Source organism: Chryseobacterium sp. GW821-FHT04C04 (assembly GCF_059420365.1).
Map to the genome: position 1 here is coordinate 636,305 of NZ_JBWKTO010000002.1, position 21,850 is coordinate 658,154.

A 21,850-nucleotide genomic window follows, 5' to 3' on the forward strand; every position below is an offset into this window, starting at 1 on the left:
ACACAAGGAGTAATGAAAAAAAAAAATTACTATTTAACAATTTGTATAATTTACTCATTATCAACGGGTAACATCTTTGCTCAGATCGGGATAGAAAACAGCACTCCAAGGGGAGCACTTGATATCAACAAACCTACTGCCACCAATAACATGGGATTAGTATTGCCTACCAATGCAGACCCTAATAATCTTATCAACCCAATGGGAGGTTCTGTAGCAATAGGAACCATTATGTATGATTCTACTCTCAGCTGCGTCAGGGTTTTTAGATCATCAGGCTGGTCCAACTGCTTATGTGATGAATGCAACAACACAGGCTCTGCCTCTAGATTAACCTGCAATGGAGCTCTTACAGGGATCTATAAATCGGGAATTAGCAGCTCGGGAAGCAAAGTCATTAACTACACAGCTCGCCAAGGACAAGCATACGAAGCCATCAGTATTGCATCTACGGGTGTTACGGGTCTTACCGCTACAGCACCGGCAGGTATTATGGCAAATGACAATGGCACTATTGAGCTAAGTATAAACGGTATACCAAGTGGTGAAGGTGTTGCTAATTTTGTGATAACTCTGGGAGGACGAACATGTGACTTCCAAATACAAGTGACCTCCGCTAACAACTTCGAATTCAAATGTGGAGAAGCTCAATTTTTCGGTAACACTTCTGTAGGAGGAACATCTTCAGGGCAACTAAGAATCCCCTATATCAATGGAAATGGTGCAAACTATGCTGGCGGAAAAATATTTAATTCAACTGGAGTTACAGGCTTAACTGCCACCTCTCTTCCTTCAACTCTTAATAACAACAATCCTCTTGATTTTACAGTAACCGGAACTGCCAACCAGCAAGGCTATGCTGTTTTCAATATAAGCATTTTAAATTCAGTACCATGTGTAGCTACAATCCAAGTACCTATTGAAAATCATTAGACCAAAAGTATTGAAAGGATCAGAATTCAAATAATCCGATCCATTCCCACTATAATATTTTCACAGGGTCGTTCTTAGATAAAATGCCCAAGTTTACGGTATATCATTCTGAAAAAATATTGGCAATAGAATCTTCGTAAGCAATAAATATTAAAAAAACATAGATGAATTGTATAGGCATACCATGTTATATACTACGGTTTTCCACAGAAATATAGCGTTATTCTTGTATTTGCTTTTTTGTTGGCAACCTTAGAAAAATTACCTGTACAAACTAAATTATTAAATAATTTTTTTACTTAAATAATCTCAGTTATGAAAAAAATCATTCTTCTATTAGCTGCTTCAGTACAATCACTGGCAATGGCTAATGAAACCCATTTTGATAACAAAATGGAAACATCAAAATTAACGGCAAGCAGATTCACCGTGTCTTCAGGAATCTCACCCTCCGGCGTTAATTTTGTTAATTCGGAATATTACGCTAATGTATATTCTTCAGGAACTCTGGCTGTACCATACACTGGGGGAGCCTATTCGGCAATGAGTATAGCATCCCAAGGAGTAACAGGATTAACAGCCGTAGCCAATGCCGGAACTGGGGGAAATATTACGTTCCATATAAGTGGAACTCCCTCTGCCGTAGGTACGGCATACTTCTGGACCATTATCAATAATACTCCTGTTCTATTTCAGGTTACTGTAAAAGAAGCGTTAAGCAGCGAAAGGGTAGCCTCTTTAGACTGTTCTTCTACAACTGTTGTCGGAACTTTTTCAGCAAACATGCCAAGCGCAGGAAACAAGGATATTCTATATACAGGGGGTAACGGACGTACTTATTTTGAGAAACAAATAATCTCTACCGGAGTAACCGGATTAACGGCTGTATTGAATAGTGGAACATTGAACTCCGGTAATTCAATCCCGGGAAAAATTTCACTTCATATTTATGGTGTTCCAAGTAGTGCAGGAAAAGCTTATTTCACAGTAGCTTTTGGTGGACAAAATTGTACTTTCTCTGTAGATGTGACCGATGCTGAAGGAAGTGTTCTTTCCTTAAGCTGTGCTGAATCAGAAGCAACAGGATCATTTATAGTAGGCGCTAACAGCAGTGGAACAAAAATAGTACAATATTTCTCTGGTAATGGAAAATCTCATGCTCCGCAAGTGATACATTCTACTGGGGTAACAGGGTTGACAGCAGTACTTACTGCCGGAGTATTGAATTCTGGTAATGGCAACGTTACTTACCAAATTTCAGGTGTTCCTGCTAGTGCAGGTACTGCAAATTTTGTAGCAAGAATAGGAAATCAAACATGTGCATTCTCAGTTAATATAGGAAGCCATCCTACTGTTACAAGCCTAAATTGTAATGGTGCATTAACAGGTACTTACAGAAAGAGAAGTTATACTTCCAATGGAACTAAAGTAATCAGTTATCAAGGAGGTGCATCAAGCACTTACAATCAAATGGTAATCAACTCAACAGGAGTAACAGGATTAACCGCAGTGGCACAGGCTGGAATATTAAATAACGGTTCTGGTACTATTACTTATAAAATTACAGGAACTCCTCAATCCAGTGGTATAGCAACATTCACTGTAAACATTGGAAACAAATCCTGTTCATTTATGGTAAGAGTAGGAGATGAAATCTTAGATGCAAACTGTACTGATGAGTTTGGTTATAATATCTCAGAGAATCCTAGTGCACCTACAACCCTTATTATTGGAGGAGAGCAGGTAAGGGTATACAGAAAAACAACCTTTAGAAGGGTATATCCAGCTTGTAATATGTCATTTGCGGCATCTCAGAGTGGAGTAACCATGACTAATGCATGTGCTCGTTTCAGAACAGGAGCTTATGTAACCAGTATGACTTTAGTTTTTGACAGACCTGTAAATAATATTGGATTCAAATCATCATGGTATGACGCTAGAAGTGATTATTCTGTCATAGAAACCAATGGAGGAGGAATTCTGGAAATGAAGGGAGTAGTAGGTAACGCAGGATTAATCACAAGCAGCAGCGGAAGCAGCCTGAGAACCCAAACTAATACTGGAAGAACAGCAATTGCCTATGTTATTTCATCAACGCAACCCTATACAGAGCTAACTTTATCAGGAGGTGATGTTATGGCGGTATTTACCAAATGTAGTGCACGTGTGGAAGAAGAAGATAATGGTACAATTTCCAATAGAATGGCACCAGTTTCAACAAATCAAATACAAAAGAACATTGAAGCAAATACTACTGCCCCTAAAGAATCAACCCCTTTAAAATTGTATCCAAACCCGGTAAAAGATTTCCTTAAGGTATCTCCGATTAAAGGAAAAGGGTCTTATCAGATCTTTAATATAGGAGGAAGACCTATCGTTTCAGGTACAATTTCAGAAGATACTGCAATAGATGTGAGCAATCTTATGAAGGGTGCTTATATCCTTACAATAGAAGATGCTGACGGAAAGCATACTAATAAATTTTTAAAAGATTAATTCTGGTCTTTTAATATAAAACTGCTTAAAATTCTATTCTATATTGAAAAATAGAAAAATTATAAAACAGTAACAAATGGTCGGATTTTTCCGGCCATTTCTATTTTATAAATCAATTTGTATCAAATAATCCGTGGTATGAGTAGAGCTTTTTAGCCTGAAATACGATCTGTAATTGTATCAATATTTACTTACTGGGTAAAAATATAATTCTAATATTTTTAAGCATCACATCAGAATTTTAGATATTTTTTTAGATTAATTTTTATTATTAATCTTACGTGAAATAATAAAAAAATGCCTCAATACATTGAGGCATTCTGATTTATTTTAAGAAAAATCTTACGCTTGAACGTTGTTCCCTCCTAATACGAAAGGCTCAACTTCTTTGATTTCTCCGAACTGCTGCTCGTAATTAGCGATGTTCTGCTGAAGAGCGTTTAATACTCTTTTAGCGTGAAGTGGAGCAAGAATAACTCTTGATCTTACTTTAGCTTGCTGAACACCTGGCATCAACTGAATAAAGTCTACTACAAATTCAGATGGAGAGTGGTTTACTAAAGCTAAGTTAGCATAGATACCAGCAGCTACCATTTCGTTTAATTCGATGTTGATGTTTCCGTCTTGTGGATTTTGATTGTTGTCCATTGTTATAAATTATGTTTTTAAAATTCGAAATTTGAGATTGTGAAAATATAAAAATAAATTCAAACCCCAAATTTCAAATCATTAATTTTAGTTAAGGTCTTCGAATTCTTTCTTAGAACCTACAATAACATTCTGATATTCTTTAAGACCTGTACCTGCAGGAATTCTGTGTCCTACAATTACATTTTCTTTAAGACCACCTAGTGCATCTACCTTACCAGCAACTGCTGCTTCGTTAAGAACCTTAGTTGTTTCCTGGAATGATGCTGCAGACATGAATGACTTAGTCTGAAGAGCTGCTCTTGTAATACCTTGTAGTACAGGCGTTGCTGTAGCAGGTAAAGCTTCTCTTACTTCAACTAAAGCCTGATCTTCACGCTTCAACTTAGAGTTTTCGTCTCTTAATTCTCTTGCAGTAATCATCTGACCTGGTTTGAATTCTTTAGAATCACCAGCTTCTACTACTACTTTAAGACCGAATACTCTGTTGTTTTCTTCTAGGAAGTCATATTTATGTTCAAGAGCTCCTTCAAGGAATTGAGTATCACCTCCATCTACGATAGATACTTTCGTCATCATCTGTCTTACGATAATTTCGAAGTGCTTGTCGTCGATTTTTACCCCCTGTAGACGGTAAACTTCCTGAATCTCATTTACTAGGTATTCCTGAACCGCAGTTGGTCCTTTGATCTTCAAGATGTCGTCTGGAGTCACTGAACCGTCAGAAAGTGGAGAACCTGCTCTTACGAAGTCATTCTCCTGAACCAAGATCTGGTTAGAAAGTTTTACCAAGTAAATTTTTCTTTCTCCAGTTTTAGCTTCTACGATCAATTCACGGTTACCTCTCTTAATTTTTCCGTAAGAAACTACCCCGTCGATTTCAGTAACAACCGCTGGGTTTGAAGGGTTTCTTGCTTCGAATAATTCGGTAACTCTCGGAAGACCTCCGGTGATATCCCCTGTCTTTGCAGCTTTTCTTGGGATCTTGATTAAAACTTTACCCGCTTTAATTTTTTCACCATCGTTTACCATTAAGTGGGCTCCTACCGGTAAGTTGTAAGCTTTTTGCTCAACTCCTTTAGAGTCTACCACCTTCAAGGTAGGTACGGCTTTCTTATTTCTAGATTCAGAGATTACTTTCTCTTCGAATCCTGTTTGTTCATCAATTTCAAGTTGGAATGAAATACCCTGGATGATATCTTCATATTCTACTTTACCAGCAGTTTCTGCAATGATAACCGCGTTATACGGATCCCACTTACAGATGACATCTCCTTTTTTCACTTTATCACCTGGTTTTACAGATAATATAGCACCATAAGGTACGTTAGCGATCATTAATGGAGTTTTAGTCTCATTCTCAGCTACCAATCTGAATTCCGTTGTACGTGAAACCACTACTTCTGCAGTGTTACCGTTTTCGTCTTCAGAAGTAATTGTTCTTACCTCATCCAATTCAACGATACCATCTCTTCTAGCAACAATAGATGGGTTTTCGGAAACGTTTGTTGAAACCCCTCCCTGGTGGAAAGTTCTCAATGTTAACTGAGTTCCCGGTTCACCAATTGACTGAGCGGCAATTACCCCTACAGCTTCACCCATATGGATCACTTTACCTGTTGCTAAGTTTCTACCGTAACATTTTGCACAGATTCCTTTCTTAGCCTCACAAGTTAACGGTGAACGAACTTCAACCGCTTCTAGTCCAGCTTCTTCAATTCTCTTAGCTAATGCTTCGATGATTACCTGATCTGCAGTAGCAATTAGCTCATCAGTTTCAGGATCATAGATATTATGAAGAGATACTCTACCTAAGATTCTTTCAGAAATCTTTTCAACGATCTCATCATTTTTCTTAAGTGCAGTAACTTCTGTACCTCTTAGAGTTCCACAGTCGTCTTCTGTAACGATAACGTCCTGTGCAACGTCTACCAATCTTCTCGTTAAGTAACCAGCATCGGCTGTCTTAAGAGCGGTATCCGCAAGACCCTTACGAGCACCGTGGGTAGAGATAAAGTACTCTAGAATCGAAAGACCTTCCTTAAAGTTTGCAAGGATCGGGTTCTCGATAATCTCCGCTCCGGTAGAACCGGCTTTTTGCGGTTTTGCCATCAAACCTCTCATCCCTGATAACTGACGGATCTGTTCTTTAGAACCCCTCGCCCCAGAGTCAAGCATCATGTATACAGAATTGAATCCACCTTGGTCAACTTTCATTCTGCTCATGATCATTTCAGTTAATCCTGCGTTGGTGTTTGTCCAAACGTCGATTACCTGGTTATAACGTTCTGTATCTGTAATTAGACCCATGTTATAGTTGGCTCTAATTTCGTCTACTGTTTCAATAGAAGTAGCAATCATTTGCTTTTTCTCAACAGGAACTACAATATCCCCAAGTGAGAATGAAAGACCTCCTTTGAATGCGTTTGAATACCCTAGGTCTTTCATTGCATCCAAGAACTTCACAGTTGTAGGGAAATCCGTATCAGCAAGAATCTTACCGATAACGTTTCTCAATGATTTCTTCGTAAGAAGTTCATTGATATATCCTGACTGCTTAGGAACGATTTGGTTAAATAAGATTCTACCAACAGAAGTTTCGATTAATTTCGTAGTGATTTCACCGTTTTCTTTGATTGGAAGTCTACATCTTACCTTAGCATTTAAAGATACTCTACCTTCAGCATAAGCGATTTCCGCTTCCTCAGGAGAATAGAATGCAAGACCTTCCCCTTTTACTTTCATATCTTCTGTAGAGCTCAATTCTTTAGTCATGAAATAAAGACCAAGAACCATGTCCTGAGAAGGTACTGTAATTGGAGAACCGTTTGCAGGGTTCAAGATATTTTGAGAACCTAGCATCAATAACTGAGCTTCAAGGATTGCTTCTGGTCCTAACGGTAAGTGTACCGCCATCTGGTCACCATCGAAATCGGCGTTGAATGCTGTTGTTACTAACGGGTGTAGCTGGATTGCCTTACCTTCGATCATCTTAGGTTGGAAAGCCTGGATACCTAGTCTGTGAAGCGTAGGTGCTCTGTTCAGTAGAACAGGGTGACCTTTCATCACGTTTTCAAGGATATCATATACTACAGGTTCTTTTCTGTCAATAATTCTCTTCGCAGATTTTACAGTTTTTACAATCCCTCTTTCAATTAGTTTTCTAATGATAAACGGTTTGTACAATTCAGCTGCCATATCTTTAGGAATACCACATTCGTGAAGCTGTAAGTTTGGACCTACAACAATTACGGAACGTGCCGAGTAATCTACCCTTTTCCCTAGTAAGTTCTGACGGAAACGACCCTGCTTACCTTTCAATGAATCTGAAAGTGATTTCAATGGTCTGTTTGATTCAGATTTTACTGCAGAAGATTTTCTTGTGTTATCGAATAATGAATCTACTGATTCCTGAAGCATACGCTTCTCGTTTCTCAAGATTACTTCAGGAGCTTTGATCTCCAATAATCTCTTCAAACGGTTATTTCTGATAATAACTCTTCTATAAAGGTCATTCAAGTCAGAAGTTGCGAAACGTCCTCCATCCAATGGAACTAATGGTCTTAGTTCTGGTGGAATAACAGGAAGTACACGCATGATCATCCACTCCGGTCTGTTGATCATTCTTGTATTAGCACCTCTTAATGCTTCTACAACGTTCAATCTTTTTAGAGCTTCTGTTCTTCTTTGCTTAGAACCTTCGTTGTGAGCTTTGTGTCTCAAGTCGAAAGACAATGCATCAAGATCGATTCTTTTTAATAGATCTTCAACAGCCTCAGCACCCATTCTGGCGATGAATTTGTTTGGATCAGAATCATCAAGATATTGGTTTTCTACAGGAAGGGTATCCATGATGTCAAGGTACTCTTCTTCTGTAAGGAATTCCATATTTTCAAAATCAGAACCGTCTAATTTTTTAGCAATACCCTGCTGAATCACTACATATCTTTCGTAGTAGATGATCATGTCTAACTTCTTAGAAGGAATTCCTAAAAGGTAACCAATTTTGTTTGGTAAAGAACGGAAATACCAGATATGAGCAATAGGAACAACCAAACCAATATGTCCGATTCTTTCTCTTCTTACTTTTTTCTCGGTAACTTCTACACCACAACGGTCACAAACGATCCCTTTGTAACGAATTCTCTTGTATTTACCACAAGCACATTCGTAATCCTTTACAGGACCAAAGATTTTCTCACAGAATAGCCCGTCTCTTTCCGGTTTGTGAGTTCTGTAGTTAATAGTTTCCGGTTTTAAAACCTCCCCTCTTGAGTCTTGCAAAATAGACTCCGGTGAAGCTAAACCGATGGTTATTTTATTAAATCTACTTGATTTATTTTTATTTGACATAATTTTTTTTAGATTTTAGATTTCAGATTTCAGATTTCAGACGAAATCATCATTCCAAATTCAAGGATTATAAAATTCTTAGAGTGTCATAGTCTGACATCTTGTGTCTGACATCTGATATTCTACTCCTCCAATCTTACGTCTAATCCAAGACCTTGTAACTCGTGAAGTAATACATTGAATGATTCTGGAATACCTGGTTCAGGCATAGATTCACCTTTTGCAATTGCTTCATAAGTTTTTGCTCTACCAATCACGTCATCCGACTTCACAGTCAAGATTTCTCTAAGGATATTCGATGCACCGAATGCTTCAAGTGCCCAAACCTCCATCTCTCCGAATCTCTGACCTCCGAACTGAGCTTTACCTCCTAACGGCTGCTGAGTAATCAATGAGTAAGGACCGATAGAACGTGCGTGCATCTTATCATCAACCATGTGTCCTAGTTTCAGCATGTAGATAATACCTACTGTAGCAGCCTGAGTAAATCTTTCTCCGGTACCTCCATCATAAAGGTGAGTGTGACCGAATTTAGGAACTCCTGCCTTCTCAGTATATTCAGTGATCTGATCAAGGGTAGCTCCGTCAAAGATCGGCGTAGCGAACTTCATACCTAACTTCTGACCAGCCCATCCAAGAACTGTTTCATAAATCTGACCGATGTTCATACGAGAAGGTACCCCTAGTGGATTCAATACGATATCTACTGGTGTTCCGTCTTCAAGGAATGGCATATCTTCTTCACGAACGATTCTTGAAACGATACCTTTGTTACCGTGACGTCCTGCCATTTTATCTCCTACATTCAGTTTACGTTTCTTAGCGATGTAAACTTTAGCCAACTTCATGATCCCTGCAGGAAGCTCATCTCCGATTGAAATTGCAAATTTCTCACGGTTTTTAACTCCTTGGATATCGTTATATTTGATTTTGTAATTGTGAATCAATTGTTTGATCAATTCATTCTTGTCAGCGTCAACTGTCCAGTCTGCACCACTAACGTTTACATAATCTTCAACTGAAGTCAATAATTTGTGAGTGAATTTTACTCCTTTACCGATAATTTCCTCATCAAGGTCATTTTGTACCCCTTGAGAAGTTTTACCGCTTACCAGTGTATTTAATTTTTCAATTAAAGTATTTCTTAACTCATCAAATTTAGCCTTGTAAGTGTTTTCAATTTCTTCAAGTCTAAGTTTTTCTTCAGTTCTTTTCTTTTTGTCTTTGATGTTTCTTGAGAACAATTTCTTGTTGATCACAACCCCTCTTAATGAAGAGTCTGCTTTCAATGAAGCATCTTTTACATCACCAGCTTTATCACCGAAGATTGCTCTAAGAAGTTTTTCTTCAGGAGTCGGGTCAGATTCACCTTTTGGAGTAATTTTACCAATCATGATATCTCCAGGCTTCACTTCAGCACCGATTCTGATCATACCGTTCTCGTCAAGATCTTTAGTAGCTTCTTCAGAAACGTTTGGAATATCTGCTGTAAGCTCTTCCATACCTAGTTTGGTATCACGAACTTCAAGAGAGTACTCATCTACGTGGATTGAAGTAAACCAGTCTTCACGTACAACTTTTTCATTGATTACGATTGCATCCTCAAAGTTGTATCCTTTCCAAGGCATGAACGCTACTACTAAGTTTCTACCAAGAGCCAATTCTCCTTTTTCAGTAGCATAACCGTCGCAAAGTACCTGTCCTTTCTCTACTACATCCCCTACTCTTACGTTTGGTCTTAGTGTGATCGTTGTACTCTGGTTCGTTTTTCTAAACTTAGTAAGTTTATATGTTTTAGTAGCAGACTCGAATTGTACTAAATCTTCGTCTTCGCTTCTTTCATATTTAATAACGATTCTGTCAGCATCTACGTACTCTACAGTACCTGTACCTTCAGCGTTAATTAAGATTCTTGAATCTCTTGCAACTTGCTGCTCAAGCCCAGTACCAACGATTGGAGCTTGTGGCTTCAATAGAGGAACGGCCTGACGCATCATGTTAGATCCCATCAATGCACGGTTCGCATCATCATGCTCCAAGAATGGAATTAATGAAGCGGAAATACCAGAAATCTGGTTGGGTGCAACATCGATAAGGTTAACCTGAGCCGGTTCAACTACCGGATAGTCACCATCTAATCTTGCAATAATTCTATCTGTTAAGAAATCACCGTTATCGCTCAATTCAACGTTTGCCTGAGCAATTACTTTGTCTTCTTCGTCTTCTGCATTCAGATAGATAGGATCTGCATTAAGCTCAATCTTACCACCTTCTACTTTTCTATACGGAGTTTCGATGAAACCTAGTCTGTTGATTTTTGCATAGATCCCTAAAGATGAAATCAAACCGATGTTTGGTCCTTCCGGAGTTTCAATCGGACAAATTCTTCCGTAGTGAGTATGGTGAACGTCACGAACCTCGAAACCTGCTCTTTCTCTTGATAAACCACCAGGCCCTAGTGCAGATAATCTTCTCTTGTGAGTGATCTCTGATAGAGGGTTGGTTTGGTCCATGAACTGAGAAAGCTGGTTGGTACCAAAGAACGAGTTGATTACAGATGTTAAAGTCTTAGCGTTTACAAGATCAAGTGGAGTAAAGATTTCGTTATCTCTAACGTTCATTCTTTCCTTGATTGTTCTTGCAATTCTTGAAAGACCTACCCCGAACTGTCCTGCTAATTGCTCACCAACAGTTTTAATTCTTCTGTTTGATAAGTGGTCAATATCATCAACATCAGTTTTTGAGTTTACTAACTCAATTAAGTGTCTTACAATCGCAATGATATCTTCTTTTGTAAGAACTTCAGTGGTAGTTGGGATGTTTAGGCTTAACTTTTTGTTTAGTCTGTAACGTCCTACTTCACCTAAAGAGTATCTCTGCTCAGAGAAGAATAATTTTTCAATGATTCCTCTTGCCGTTTCCTCATCGGGTGGATCTGCATTTCTTAACTGACGATAAATGTACTCTACCGCTTCTTTTTCAGAGTTAGTAGGGTCTTTTTGTAATGTATTCTGGATGATAGAGAATTCGTTGCTGTTTTCTTTGTGAATCAGGATAGATTTCACACCAGCATCCAAGATAAGATCTAAATGTTCTTTTTCAAGAATAGTTTCTCTATCCAAGATGATTTCGTTTCTTTCGATAGAAACTACTTCACCTGTATCTTCGTCTACGAAATCTTCGAACCAAGTGTTCAATACTCTCGCAGCCAATGTTCTCCCTTCTACTTTTTTCAGGGCAGCTTTAGAAACTTTCACTTCTTCAGCAAGGTCAAAGATCTGAAGGATATCCTTGTCAGATTCGTACCCGATTGCTCTTAATAAAGTTGTTAATGGTAATTTTTTCTTACGGTCGATATACGCGTACATTACGCTGTTGATATCTGTTGTAAATTCCATCCAAGATCCTTTGAAAGGGATAATTCTTGAATAGTATAGTTTGGTTCCATTCGCGTGGTAAGTTTGTCCGAAGAATACACCAGGTGAACGGTGAAGCTGCGTAACAATAACTCTCTCTGCACCATTGATGATGAAAGAACCACTTGGCGTCATGTAAGGAACCGGACCTAAATATACGTCCTGAACCACAGTTTGGAAATCTTCGTGTTCCGGGTCAGTACAATACAACTTAAGTCTAGCTTTTAGAGGAACTGAATAAGTAAGTCCTCTTTCCACACACTCATCGATTGAATAACGTGGAGAATCTACCAGATAGTCTAAGAATTCTAATACGAATTGGTTTCTTGAATCCGTAATTGGGAAATTCTCTTGGAAAGTCTTGTAAAGAGCTTCTGTCTTTCTGGCTTCAGGAAGTGTATCAAGCTGGAAAAATTCTCTGAAAGACTGGATTTGGATATCCAAAAAGTCAGGAGTGATAATTTTTCCTTTCGCTGATGAGAAATTAATTCTCGGATTTCCTTGAGTTGTTGATTTTGTTTTACTCATAAAACTTTTAAGAAAGGGTTAAAAAATATTTTGATTTAAAAAAAATATCAGAAAAGAACAAGAAACAAGGTAAAAGTAAAAAGGTAAAAGTGTTTTTGGCGCTTCACGAAGGACCTTAGGATCTTTTAACGTTGTACTTGGCTCTTTCTAACTGCAACACTGGTATATCTTTTCACAGTGTAATGCAAAATATTTTTATTACTTTTGAGGCTGTATTACCGCAATATCTATATATACGAAATCCCCCTTCATGTTTTCACAATGAAAGAGCTGATTTTCAATATTTTATAAATTTACAAACAATTTTCCGCGCCAAAAGAGGGGCAAAGATACAAAAATTCATCCACAATAACAAATAAATCATCTCATTTTGAGGCTCTTAAAATAAGAGAGACTGCTCAAACATGAGCAGCCTCCCCACAACACAAGCTAATCTTATGATTATTTTACAATAACCTTATAAGATTGTATTTTTGATCTGGTTTCTATTTTAATAATATATACTCCTGTCGGAAGTGAAGAAGTATCAATCCCTGTATTGGCATTAAACTTATCTGTCTTCACAACTTGTCCCTGTGCTGAGAACAATGTATACACCCCTTCTTCAGCTGATGTAATTCTAAGGTTGTCTCCCGCTTTTACCGGATTCGGATATACTTTTACATCGTTAGCTGCATCATTGATTTCCGTTGCAGTGATTCTTGCAGCAGCATTAGATGCATTTTTCAGCAATGAAGCGTACGGTGAAAGTGGAGAATTTGGAGATCCTCTCTTCACAAGATCTGTATCTACAACTGCCTGAATACCATCCCTATCCTTATCATCAATCGTAGAAATGAATCCACCACCTAGCGTATCAAGATTCCCTTTTCCAATCTGATAAAGGTCAAGATCTGAACCATTGGAAGTAATATCCAGGAAGTCAGGTTTATCATCTCCGTCTGTATTTTTGATAGGATATTTCAAGATTCCTGAATCAGGTGAAGTTTCCAGAATATCTGCAATACCATTTTTACCTACCGGAACATTACTATCAATCGCTCCATTATGGTCTGCATCAATCTGATTGATTACCGCCACCGGAATTCCCGATTCGAACAGATCTAAAACACCGTCGTTATCAGAATCCAGATCAAGATAATTAGGAACTGAATCTCCTAATACAGGTGTTAGAAGGATATCCCCTTCATCATCATCATCCTGGAACTTACCATTTTTATCAAAATCTTCAACAGCATCAGGAATACCATCATTATCAGAATCCAGATCACATGCATCTACAATACCATCACCATCGGTATCCAATGTTGGAGATTTATCATTTACAGCTGTACATCCTTCTGCACAGTCAGGAATTCCGTTTCCATTATTATCTATGCTGTCATCTCCTCCTGAGCACTGATCGAAACAGTTGGGTACTCCATCATTATCATCATCCCTACTAGCAAATGCATTGTAGATATAATAATTCTGAGGAATACGGATTGCTGTTCCACTATTGAACGTAATCTTCATACGGTTGAAAGGTTTTGTAGCCTTCCCTCCAACATAGAACTTATTGGAATTTGTAGTGAAGAAGTTTCCACTGATAAGGCTTCCTGAACTTGTAAAAGTATCAGTTAATGTATTTCCATTGTATAATGTTACCGTGATATTTTCCAACACGCTTACCCCGAGAAGATTCCCTGCTTTTTCTACCGTGAATCCAGCCATCGTATTGACAGGAAGCACAGCATTACTGCCTACAGTAGCAAATGCTGAGAAAAGGCTAAGGATAGAAGCTGCCGGAACGGTAGCGGTTGCATAATTGGACGGATTATTATCTACAATCGCTTCCGGATTGGTCATTTTTGCTAAAATAAGACCTAGAAATCCTGGTCCTGATGTCCATGAAGCTCCTGTTACCAATTTTCCAGGAACAGAAGAACCACTTGTCTGGATCTTATCATCACATTCACAAGAAATAGGCTCTTCGAAAGCATAGTATACTTTAAGTGCTCCTAAATTAAATCCTACAGTCTGGGTAATTTTTAATCTCACTTCATTAAAAGGCTTAGTGGTCGTCAATGTAACTTTTTGTTTTCCTGAACCATACCCTAAAACTTTAATATTAATCAAGCCTCCTCCGTCAGATAACTGCTTAGAATCCTGAAGCTGCCCGAAAAGATAAGTTTCTATCGTAATATTCTTTAAAAACTCAGCACTTAATAGTTTCCCTTGATCATCCGGCTCTATGACAAATCCAGTTCTGTTCCCTGCAGGATACACCTGATTTTTATCTAAAACCCCCACGGAATAAGATCCCAGTAATCCGATTGGAAGAACGATCGATCCATAAGAGTTCTTATTTCCATCCCCTATTCTTTCTTTATTCTGAACATAAGAAAGCGGAGCCAGGAAACTGCTGCTTCCGGATACATTCCCGTCAACACCGCTTCCCGCAATGATATCATCACAAAGACCATTATTATCTGTAGGTACTTTCGAAGGATCAAATGCAAATGCATAATACACATTCATCGCACTGAATACGGAAAGAACATTGGTTTGATATAATCTCACCTCATTAAATTCTTTTGATGTTTTGAAGTGGAGAAAAATCCTGTTCTTACTTCCTCCAAATGCAGGCACTGATAAAAGGGTACTGCTGGTAGTTGTTTCCTGAAGAACACCATTTTTATAAGTACTGATCCTCAAAGAACTCAAAAGATCTATCGTAATAAAACTTGTCCCAAGGTCTACATTAAATCCTGTAACATAGCCCGCAGGATAGGTTGTATTTTTATTTTTCACAGATATTCCGTTTCCACTTAATAAGGAAGCGAAATTTCCCATGCTTACGCTGTTATCCAGGCTGGCATCCACCACCGGATTCATACTTCCGTTATAACATGCTAAGCAAATCCCTGAATTGTTCACAGGTTTTGCTTCTACACCCATCCCACGGATTGGTTCATAGCCCTGCTGCCCAAATACTACTGCAGACATTATGAATGTCATGAGCATAGCAGCTAGCTTTCCGAATAATTTTTTGGTCATATTCATTTTTTTAAAGTTTGTGTTTTTTGATTAATTAGTATAAAGTGCTTTCCAGTTGGTTCCATTACAGCCCTCGTGTACTTTTGCGGTCGTATTATATCGGATAGCTCCTTCCTCAGCGCCACTACATGCTGCATCAGCACCAGAAGCAATTCCTTTCATCTGAATCGCAGCTCCCGTAGATGTGGCTGCAGTAGGGACCATATTGATTCCTAATATAGTATCTGTCCCATTACTTTTATTGAAGAAAACATGCGATTTATTGGCATAAACCATTTGCCCGGCAGCTGCCTGGCCTGAAAACCCAATCACCAGAGCTTCTGTACCAGAGGCTGTATTTGCAGAACCGATAGCAATATTATTCAATGATGTTGTATTTCCGCTTCCTACGGTAATTCCCCCACTGTTTATATTACTGTTCCCAACCGTTAGTCCCGTTAAACCTGTTACTGTATTTAAGTTACCAAAGACTAAATTATTCGGTCCGGTAGCATTATTCGTATTCCCTATTACTTTAGCACCATTGTTGGCTGTATTCCCTAGTCCAATAGCTACTGCAGGAAAGTTTCCCTGCGCAGAGACTGAGTTATCTTTTCCTAAAGCCACATTTGAAGAAGTACTGTTGGTTAATGTATTATTTGATCCCCAGGTAAATGAAGCATAAGGACCTGTTGCAGAATTAGAATTCCCTCCTTGTAATGTTCCATTAATATCCAGTATTCCTTTTACATTTTTCTGAGTGGCCAAAACCAAATTCTGACTATCACCTGTTCCTAAGTAATTTCCGGCACCAATATTTGATCCCAAAGCAGCCGTTGTTGCCGTTGTTCCAGTATTTCCTACCGTACGCCAGCTCCCACTTAAGCTTCCCCATTTGGCACCATCAAAATAATAGTACCCTGGTGAAACCACATCAGCAGTCTGCCCGGTAGGTGCAGCTTCAGCTACAGTAATGTATACGATTGCTCCTGTTTGAGCGGTAGTATAATTTTTGGCTTTCAACTCTACTCCTGTAAGTCTTGGAGCAATCACGCCATCAAGTTTACTTGTATTGGAAGGTGATCCCACTATATCAAAGGTTGCCTGAGGCTGAGGAGTATTAATCCCTACCTGAGCGAATAAAGGTAAGCCGGATGTTAAAAGAGCTAAGGTTAATAATTTGTTTTTCATTGTTAATGATATTTGCTGTTTTTATGTATATGTGTTTTTATTAAAAAGGCAATTCTCTGGCTTTCTCATTTAAATAGTAAATGAGTTATCGGAGATTCGCTAAAGAGTGGTAAAAATTATTAGAATTATTTAGATATAAGAGTATGGGCTGTTTTATCGGGGATTTTAATAAGAAATTTAAAACCATCAACGAGTTTAAAAGAATTCGTATAGAACTCTTTAATGTCTTTGATTGCCGGAAGAGCATATTCTTTATTGATTGAATAGGAACCTACCCATTTATTCCAGGCTGAAACAAATTTTACACCTCTAAGGAATACGATCTGAATATGGCTATCATTAAAAGAAAGAAAGCTGGATTGTGAAGGGATACTATAGAATCTATTGGATTGTTTTTGGTAAGCAGACTGTTCATTTACCTCTATAAGATTTCTCCCTTCTGCAGACCATTGATGAATTGAAGCACTTGCTAAGCATTGTTGTAGATAGCTATTTATATCTGTGTGATATGGTAATTCAGGCTTACCCATAGCTACAGATATAAACTTAGCGTTTAGTTTTCCTACAGCCGCCATCAGCAAAAGAATTGCTATCTTATGGCCACAGGAAAGAAAATAATTTCTATCCAATTATGTTGTGTTTTTTTTCGATACAAATATAATATTTTTTCAATAAAAACAATAATTTATTAGATAAAAATCAATTAAAATAGATAAATAATAAAATAAAGATGAAACAAACTATTAATTTTTATCAAATAATCAATCATAATAAAATATTACACAATAAGAAATAAGGATATTCAAATACTATTATATATTAAAGATCATATTTACAGAGTGTTACAACAAAAAAAGCCCGGGCAAATGCCCGGGCTTCTATATTTAGAATAAAATTGAAAATTATTTCAATTCTACTTCAGCACCAGCTTCTTCTAATTGCTTCTTAAGAGCTTCAGCTTCGTCTTTAGAGATACCAGTTTTGATTGGAGCAGGAGCACCATCTACGATATCTTTAGCTTCTTTAAGACCAGCACCAGTTAAATCTTTTACTAATTTAACGATAGCTAATTTAGAAGCACCTGCAGACTTAAGAATTACGTCGAATTCAGTTTTTTCTTCAGCAGCTTCTCCACCACCTGCAGCAACTACTACAGCAGCAGCAGCTGGCTCAATTCCGTACTCATCCTTAAGGATAGTAGCTAATTCGTTTACGTCTTTTACTGTTAAGTTTACTAGCGTTTCAGCTAAATTTTTTAAATCTGACATTGTTGTAATGTTTTTGTTGATTATTTATTTAATTTTTTGAGAGTAATTATTCAGCACTTGGAGTTTCTTCCGTGCTTTCTGCAGCAGGAGCTTCTGGAGCCGCCTCAGCAGGAGTTTCTTCAACGGCAGGAGCAGCTTCTTCAGCTTTAGCTTCTACAGTTTCAGATTTGTTTTGAAGAGCAGAAACAACTCTTTGAATTGGAGATTGAAGTAATCCAATGATTTCTCCGATCATTTCTTCTCTAGACTTGATGTTAGCAAGTGCAGATAAGTTTTCGTCTCCAACATAGAACGTTTCCTGAACAAAAGCAGACTTTAAAGCTGGCTTTTCTTCTTTCTTTCTGAACCCTTGGATTAATTTTGCTGGACCGTTTGCAGTCTCAGAAATCATTAATGCAGAGTTTCCTTTAAAAGTTTGGAACATTTCAGAGTAATCTACTCCTTCAATTTGTTCCATTGCTTTTTGTAAAAGTGTATTTTTTACAACTTTTACTTTGATATTTTGCTTGAAAGCCTGTCTTCTGAATTCTGAAGACTTAGCAGCGTTCAAACCGTCTAGATCCGCTACGTATACTACTTTTGCATCCTGAAGCAAGTCTTTGATCTCTTGTATTGCTACAACTTTTTGGTCTTTTGTCATTGTCTTAAGGATTTATATTAGTTAACAGATTTAGTATCAATTGCAATACCAGGGCTCATTGTAGAAGACAAATAAATGCTTTTTACATAAGTACCTTTAGCAGCAGTTGGCTTCATTTTGATCAATGTAGAGATCAATTCCTGCGCGTTTTCTTTGATCTTAGCAGCATCGAAAGATACTTTACCAATACCAGCGTGGATGATACCATACTTGTCTACTTTGAAATCAATTTTACCTGCTTTCACTTCAGTTACTGCTTTACCAATTTCCATTGTTACAGTTCCTGATTTAGGGTTAGGCATTAGACCTCTTGGACCTAACACTCTACCTAATGGACCTAATTTACCCATTACAGCTGGCATAGTAACGATAACGTCAACATCTGTCCAACCTTCTTTGATTTTTTGTAAATATTCGTCAAGACCTACATAGTCAGCACCAGCAGCTTTAGCTTCTGCTTCTTTATCTGGAGTTACAAGAGCTAATACTTTAACATCTTTACCAGTACCGTGAGGAAGAGATACAACACCTCTTACCATTTGGTTTGCTTTTCTAGGGTCTACACCTAATCTTACAGCGATATCTACAGAAGCATCAAACTTTGTAGTGTTCACCTCTTTTACAAGAGCAGAACCTTCTTCAAGGTTATAGATTCTTCCTTTTTCTACTTTACTTAAAGCTTCCTTTTGCTTTTTTGTCAATTTTGCCATTTCTTTAGGTTTTAAGCGTTAGTTGGTTTAGTTCCTGTTACTTTTAATCCCATAGATCTAGCAGTACCTGCAACCATAGAAAGAGCAGAGTCCAGTGTAAAGCAGTTAAGATCTGCCATTTTATCTTCAGCGATCTTTTTCACTTGATCCCAAGATACAGAACCTACTTTGTTTCTGTTTGGTTCACCAGAACCACCCTTGATTTTAGCCGCATCCATTAACTGGATTGCTGCAGGAGGAGTTTTAATTACGAATTCAAAAGATTTGTCTTCGTATACTGTAATTACTACAGGTAAAACTTGTCCTGGCTTATCTTGGGTTCTTCCGTTAAATTGCTTACAAAACTCCATGATGTTCACACCTGCAGAACCCAATGCTGGACCTACTGGTGGAGAAGGGTTAGCTGCGCCACCTTTCACCTGAAGCTTTACCATTTTAAAGACTTTCTTAGCCATTGTTTGTTTTTTAAATTTGAATAATTAATGAGTTTGGAAGCATTTATTATTCAGCAGGTTATCCTACTCACTTATGATAAACCTACTTTTTGGACTGCAAAAGTATAAAATATTTTTGAAATAGCAAACGGAAAGACTTGATTTTTAGAAAGATTATCAAAAAAAATGACATTACCTCTTAATTAGGTCAAAAAATACCATCTTATAAAATAAAACCCCTTCTAACTATATATCATAGTATAGAAGGGGGGGGGTATACAAAAATTAGGAACTTACTTAAATTCTATAATAGCTTATTGATTATTAATCGAGAAATGGTTTTCCTAATTTTTAAATCACCAAGATTTCCTACCATATTATTTGTTCCATACGTTAAAAACTGTAAGGAAACCTTTTGCCCAACTTTTAACCAAATCGTAGCATTACTTGTCAAAAAATATAAGTTGACGTTTGGAGGAGTTGTTATTGAAGGATTTTTATCCCCTCTGTGAATTATCGCATTGGTTGTTGAAACTCTTCCTGTGTCTACATACAAAGCGGTAAAAGCACTTCCCGAAGTACCGTCAAAAGTACCGGATCCACTTCCGGGTGTAGTAAATCCGCAAACACCATATAAAAAGTACAATCCATCTTTTGGTACAGTATATACTCCTGTTGCAGCATCATATGCATTTTGAGGATCATATTGCTCATCTAATTTCAATGTGGTGAATTCATTATCGTTCCAGTCAGCAGATGCACTTATATCAGTACCCCCAACAGCACTCAATACTCTATTTCCGCTATCTGATGCAGAAAAGGAATCTCCACCTGCTACTTTTATTAATCCATCTGGGTCAGCTACCAATAATTTGTCACTGGAAATTCCTACAGAATTATTTATATTTCTAATTCTTAAGTTACCGTTAGCTATATCCAAACTTTGGGTGGGAGTTGTAGTACCAATCCCCACTGTTATAGTACCCGTACCTAAACCTGATGATGTAATAACAGAGAAGTCATTTGATTGTTGGACAATATTGGGAGCGCCAGTTATTGGGTTATCCTTACTGCCATCAATATGAAATATACCTTGCGGATTTACAGTGTTAATTCCTACCTGAGCATAATAAAAACCGCTTATACCTATTAAAATAATTGATAATTTTTTTTTCATCGTCTTATGATATATTTTTAAAAATCAAAAGTAGAGATGCTAAACATTTAATCAAAGTAAACATTCCTAAAATCTATTTATAGGATAATAAACCAAAAAAAAAGGAGTCGTAAATTTAATAACATAAATCACTACAAAAGGAAATAAAAACAAGATTAAATTGCAATACAATGAAAAACAAAAAAAATAATTGGAAAATTGAAGAATATTAAAAAAAAATAAAGCAACACTTAAAAAATTAATAGTAATTACTAAAACAGAGATAAATGTTAATAATTTTCTTAAATAATAGTACTTACTCATGTATAAATAACAAAAAAACACCACCAAATTGGTAGTGTTTTTTGTTATTATGTAAAAGTATTTTTAAAAACCAGATGGTTTATTAATCGTTTTTGTAGAACCATCAGTTCCACCAAGATCAGCATTGATATCGCTGATATTCTGTTTTTCAATCAATCTTCTATATGCCATCAAATAAAGGTCAACCGTAAAGTTATTATACGTTCTTGATGGAGTGGATGAAGTTACTGCAAGAATTCTGCTATCAGTAAACCTTGCTCTGATATGCCATGTTCCGTTACTTTTAAAGGCAACAACATCCGGAGATCCCTGTTTGTTATCATTCACACCATTGTCTCCATAATCAAGCATAACATTTGTAGTTCCATCGTTTAGTTTGAATGAGTAGTTATGAAGTATAACCAGAAAATTGTTTGCATCAATTTTGGTATCATAGTCTGTAATTCCTGCTCCAGATATTCCTGTAAGGGTAAGCTTAAGATAATTAAATAATCCACTGCTTTCCAAAGTTGGATCATACAATTGCAAACCATTTTGTGAAGTTGCTAAAAAGCTACCTCCTGTCATAGTAGGCTCTCCCGGATTTCTTAAATATAAAGAATTCGTATATGTTTTTCCGTTAACGTCAAGTGTTTCTGTAGGGGTTGCGGTATTGATCCCTACTTTTCCTTTTTGGGCATTCAAAAATATCCCAAGGCACATGATTATTGTGATATAAATTTTTCTTTTCATAGT

Annotated in this window: 14 protein-coding genes; 2 read left to right on the forward strand and 12 right to left on the reverse strand. The window is 37.3% G+C overall.

Annotated features, from left to right (window positions below; genetic code table 11):
• The first annotated feature begins 12 nt into the window (after positions 1 to 12).
• Both AC07UM_RS09040 and AC07UM_RS09045 read left to right on the forward strand, forming a co-directional pair.
• The gene (locus AC07UM_RS09040) at positions 13 to 933 is read left to right on the forward strand and encodes a hypothetical protein (protein ID WP_494682158.1); all 921 of its coding nucleotides are present in this window, start codon (positions 13 to 15) and stop codon (positions 931 to 933) included.
• A 315-nt stretch (positions 934 to 1,248) separates the two neighbouring features.
• Positions 1,249 to 3,429: a T9SS type A sorting domain-containing protein gene (locus AC07UM_RS09045; protein WP_494682159.1), complete on the forward strand. Its 2,181-nt coding sequence runs from the start codon at positions 1,249 to 1,251 to the stop codon at positions 3,427 to 3,429.
• A 342-nt stretch (positions 3,430 to 3,771) separates the two neighbouring features.
• On the opposite strand, the gene AC07UM_RS09050 is transcribed toward AC07UM_RS09045, so the two are convergent.
• The 12 genes from AC07UM_RS09050 to AC07UM_RS09105 form a co-directional block, all read right to left on the reverse strand.
• Positions 3,772 to 4,077 (reverse strand): DUF3467 domain-containing protein, encoded by a 306-nt coding sequence (locus AC07UM_RS09050; RefSeq protein WP_002976436.1) that lies wholly within the window; start codon positions 4,075 to 4,077, stop codon positions 3,772 to 3,774.
• An 87-nt stretch (positions 4,078 to 4,164) separates the two neighbouring features.
• Entirely contained in the window at positions 4,165 to 8,430 is a 4,266-nt protein-coding gene (rpoC, locus tag AC07UM_RS09055; RefSeq protein ID WP_124534786.1) for a DNA-directed RNA polymerase subunit beta', read from the reverse strand.
• Positions 8,431 to 8,552: 122 nt separating this feature from the next.
• Positions 8,553 to 12,374: a DNA-directed RNA polymerase subunit beta gene (gene rpoB, locus AC07UM_RS09060; protein WP_124534784.1), complete on the reverse strand. Its 3,822-nt coding sequence runs from the start codon at positions 12,372 to 12,374 to the stop codon at positions 8,553 to 8,555.
• 441 nt (positions 12,375 to 12,815) lie between these two features.
• Positions 12,816 to 15,413 (reverse strand): T9SS type A sorting domain-containing protein, encoded by a 2,598-nt coding sequence (locus AC07UM_RS09065; protein WP_494682160.1) that lies wholly within the window; start codon positions 15,411 to 15,413, stop codon positions 12,816 to 12,818.
• Between the two features lie 30 nt (positions 15,414 to 15,443).
• The gene (locus AC07UM_RS09070; protein ID WP_494682161.1) at positions 15,444 to 16,583 is read right to left on the reverse strand and encodes a phage tail-like protein; all 1,140 of its coding nucleotides are present in this window, start codon (positions 16,581 to 16,583) and stop codon (positions 15,444 to 15,446) included.
• A 125-nt stretch (positions 16,584 to 16,708) separates the two neighbouring features.
• Positions 16,709 to 17,212 (reverse strand): hypothetical protein, encoded by a 504-nt coding sequence (locus AC07UM_RS09075; RefSeq protein ID WP_494682162.1) that lies wholly within the window; start codon positions 17,210 to 17,212, stop codon positions 16,709 to 16,711.
• Between the two features lie 273 nt (positions 17,213 to 17,485).
• The gene (gene rplL / locus AC07UM_RS09080) at positions 17,486 to 17,851 is read right to left on the reverse strand and encodes a 50S ribosomal protein L7/L12 (RefSeq protein ID WP_007845452.1); all 366 of its coding nucleotides are present in this window, start codon (positions 17,849 to 17,851) and stop codon (positions 17,486 to 17,488) included.
• A gap of 46 nt (positions 17,852 to 17,897) precedes the next feature.
• Positions 17,898 to 18,491 carry a 50S ribosomal protein L10 gene (rplJ, locus tag AC07UM_RS09085; RefSeq protein ID WP_494682163.1) on the reverse strand — a complete coding sequence of 198 codons (594 nt, stop codon included), beginning with the start codon at positions 18,489 to 18,491 and terminating at the stop codon, positions 17,898 to 17,900.
• A 17-nt stretch (positions 18,492 to 18,508) separates the two neighbouring features.
• Positions 18,509 to 19,201 carry a 50S ribosomal protein L1 gene (gene rplA, locus AC07UM_RS09090; RefSeq protein ID WP_047099699.1) on the reverse strand — a complete coding sequence of 231 codons (693 nt, stop codon included), beginning with the start codon at positions 19,199 to 19,201 and terminating at the stop codon, positions 18,509 to 18,511.
• Between the two features lie 11 nt (positions 19,202 to 19,212).
• Positions 19,213 to 19,656 (reverse strand): 50S ribosomal protein L11, encoded by a 444-nt coding sequence (gene rplK, locus AC07UM_RS09095; protein ID WP_103235446.1) that lies wholly within the window; start codon positions 19,654 to 19,656, stop codon positions 19,213 to 19,215.
• Between the two features lie 283 nt (positions 19,657 to 19,939).
• Positions 19,940 to 20,812 carry a hypothetical protein gene (locus tag AC07UM_RS09100; protein WP_494682164.1) on the reverse strand — a complete coding sequence of 291 codons (873 nt, stop codon included), beginning with the start codon at positions 20,810 to 20,812 and terminating at the stop codon, positions 19,940 to 19,942.
• A gap of 366 nt (positions 20,813 to 21,178) precedes the next feature.
• A complete protein-coding gene (locus tag AC07UM_RS09105) occupies positions 21,179 to 21,847 on the reverse strand; it encodes a hypothetical protein (RefSeq protein WP_494682165.1) in 669 nt (222 codons plus the stop codon).
• Positions 21,848 to 21,850: the final 3 nt, after the last annotated feature.

Excerpts from the sequence above, each read along its gene's own strand:
- rplA (WP_047099699.1), bottom strand. The coding sequence starts at position 19,201 with ATGGCAAAATTGACAAAAAAGCAAAAGGAAGCTTTAAGTAAAGTAGAA.
- AC07UM_RS09100 (WP_494682164.1), bottom strand. The coding sequence starts at position 20,812 with ATGAAAAAAAAATTATCAATTATTTTAATAGGTATAAGCGGTTTTTAT.
- rpoC (WP_124534786.1), bottom strand. The coding sequence starts at position 8,430 with ATGTCAAATAAAAATAAATCAAGTAGATTTAATAAAATAACCATCGGT.
- AC07UM_RS09105 (WP_494682165.1), bottom strand. The coding sequence starts at position 21,847 with ATGAAAAGAAAAATTTATATCACAATAATCATGTGCCTTGGGATATTT.
- rplK (WP_103235446.1), bottom strand. The coding sequence starts at position 19,656 with ATGGCTAAGAAAGTCTTTAAAATGGTAAAGCTTCAGGTGAAAGGTGGC.
- rplJ (WP_494682163.1), bottom strand. The coding sequence starts at position 18,491 with ATGACAAAAGACCAAAAAGTTGTAGCAATACAAGAGATCAAAGACTTG.
- AC07UM_RS09065 (WP_494682160.1), bottom strand. The coding sequence starts at position 15,413 with ATGACCAAAAAATTATTCGGAAAGCTAGCTGCTATGCTCATGACATTC.
- rplL (WP_007845452.1), bottom strand. The coding sequence starts at position 17,851 with ATGTCAGATTTAAAAAATTTAGCTGAAACGCTAGTAAACTTAACAGTA.
- AC07UM_RS09045 (WP_494682159.1), top strand. The coding sequence starts at position 1,249 with ATGAAAAAAATCATTCTTCTATTAGCTGCTTCAGTACAATCACTGGCA.
- AC07UM_RS09040 (WP_494682158.1), top strand. The coding sequence starts at position 13 with ATGAAAAAAAAAAATTACTATTTAACAATTTGTATAATTTACTCATTA.
- AC07UM_RS09070 (WP_494682161.1), bottom strand. The coding sequence starts at position 16,583 with ATGAAAAACAAATTATTAACCTTAGCTCTTTTAACATCCGGCTTACCT.
- rpoB (WP_124534784.1), bottom strand. The coding sequence starts at position 12,374 with ATGAGTAAAACAAAATCAACAACTCAAGGAAATCCGAGAATTAATTTC.
- AC07UM_RS09050 (WP_002976436.1), bottom strand. The coding sequence starts at position 4,077 with ATGGACAACAATCAAAATCCACAAGACGGAAACATCAACATCGAATTA.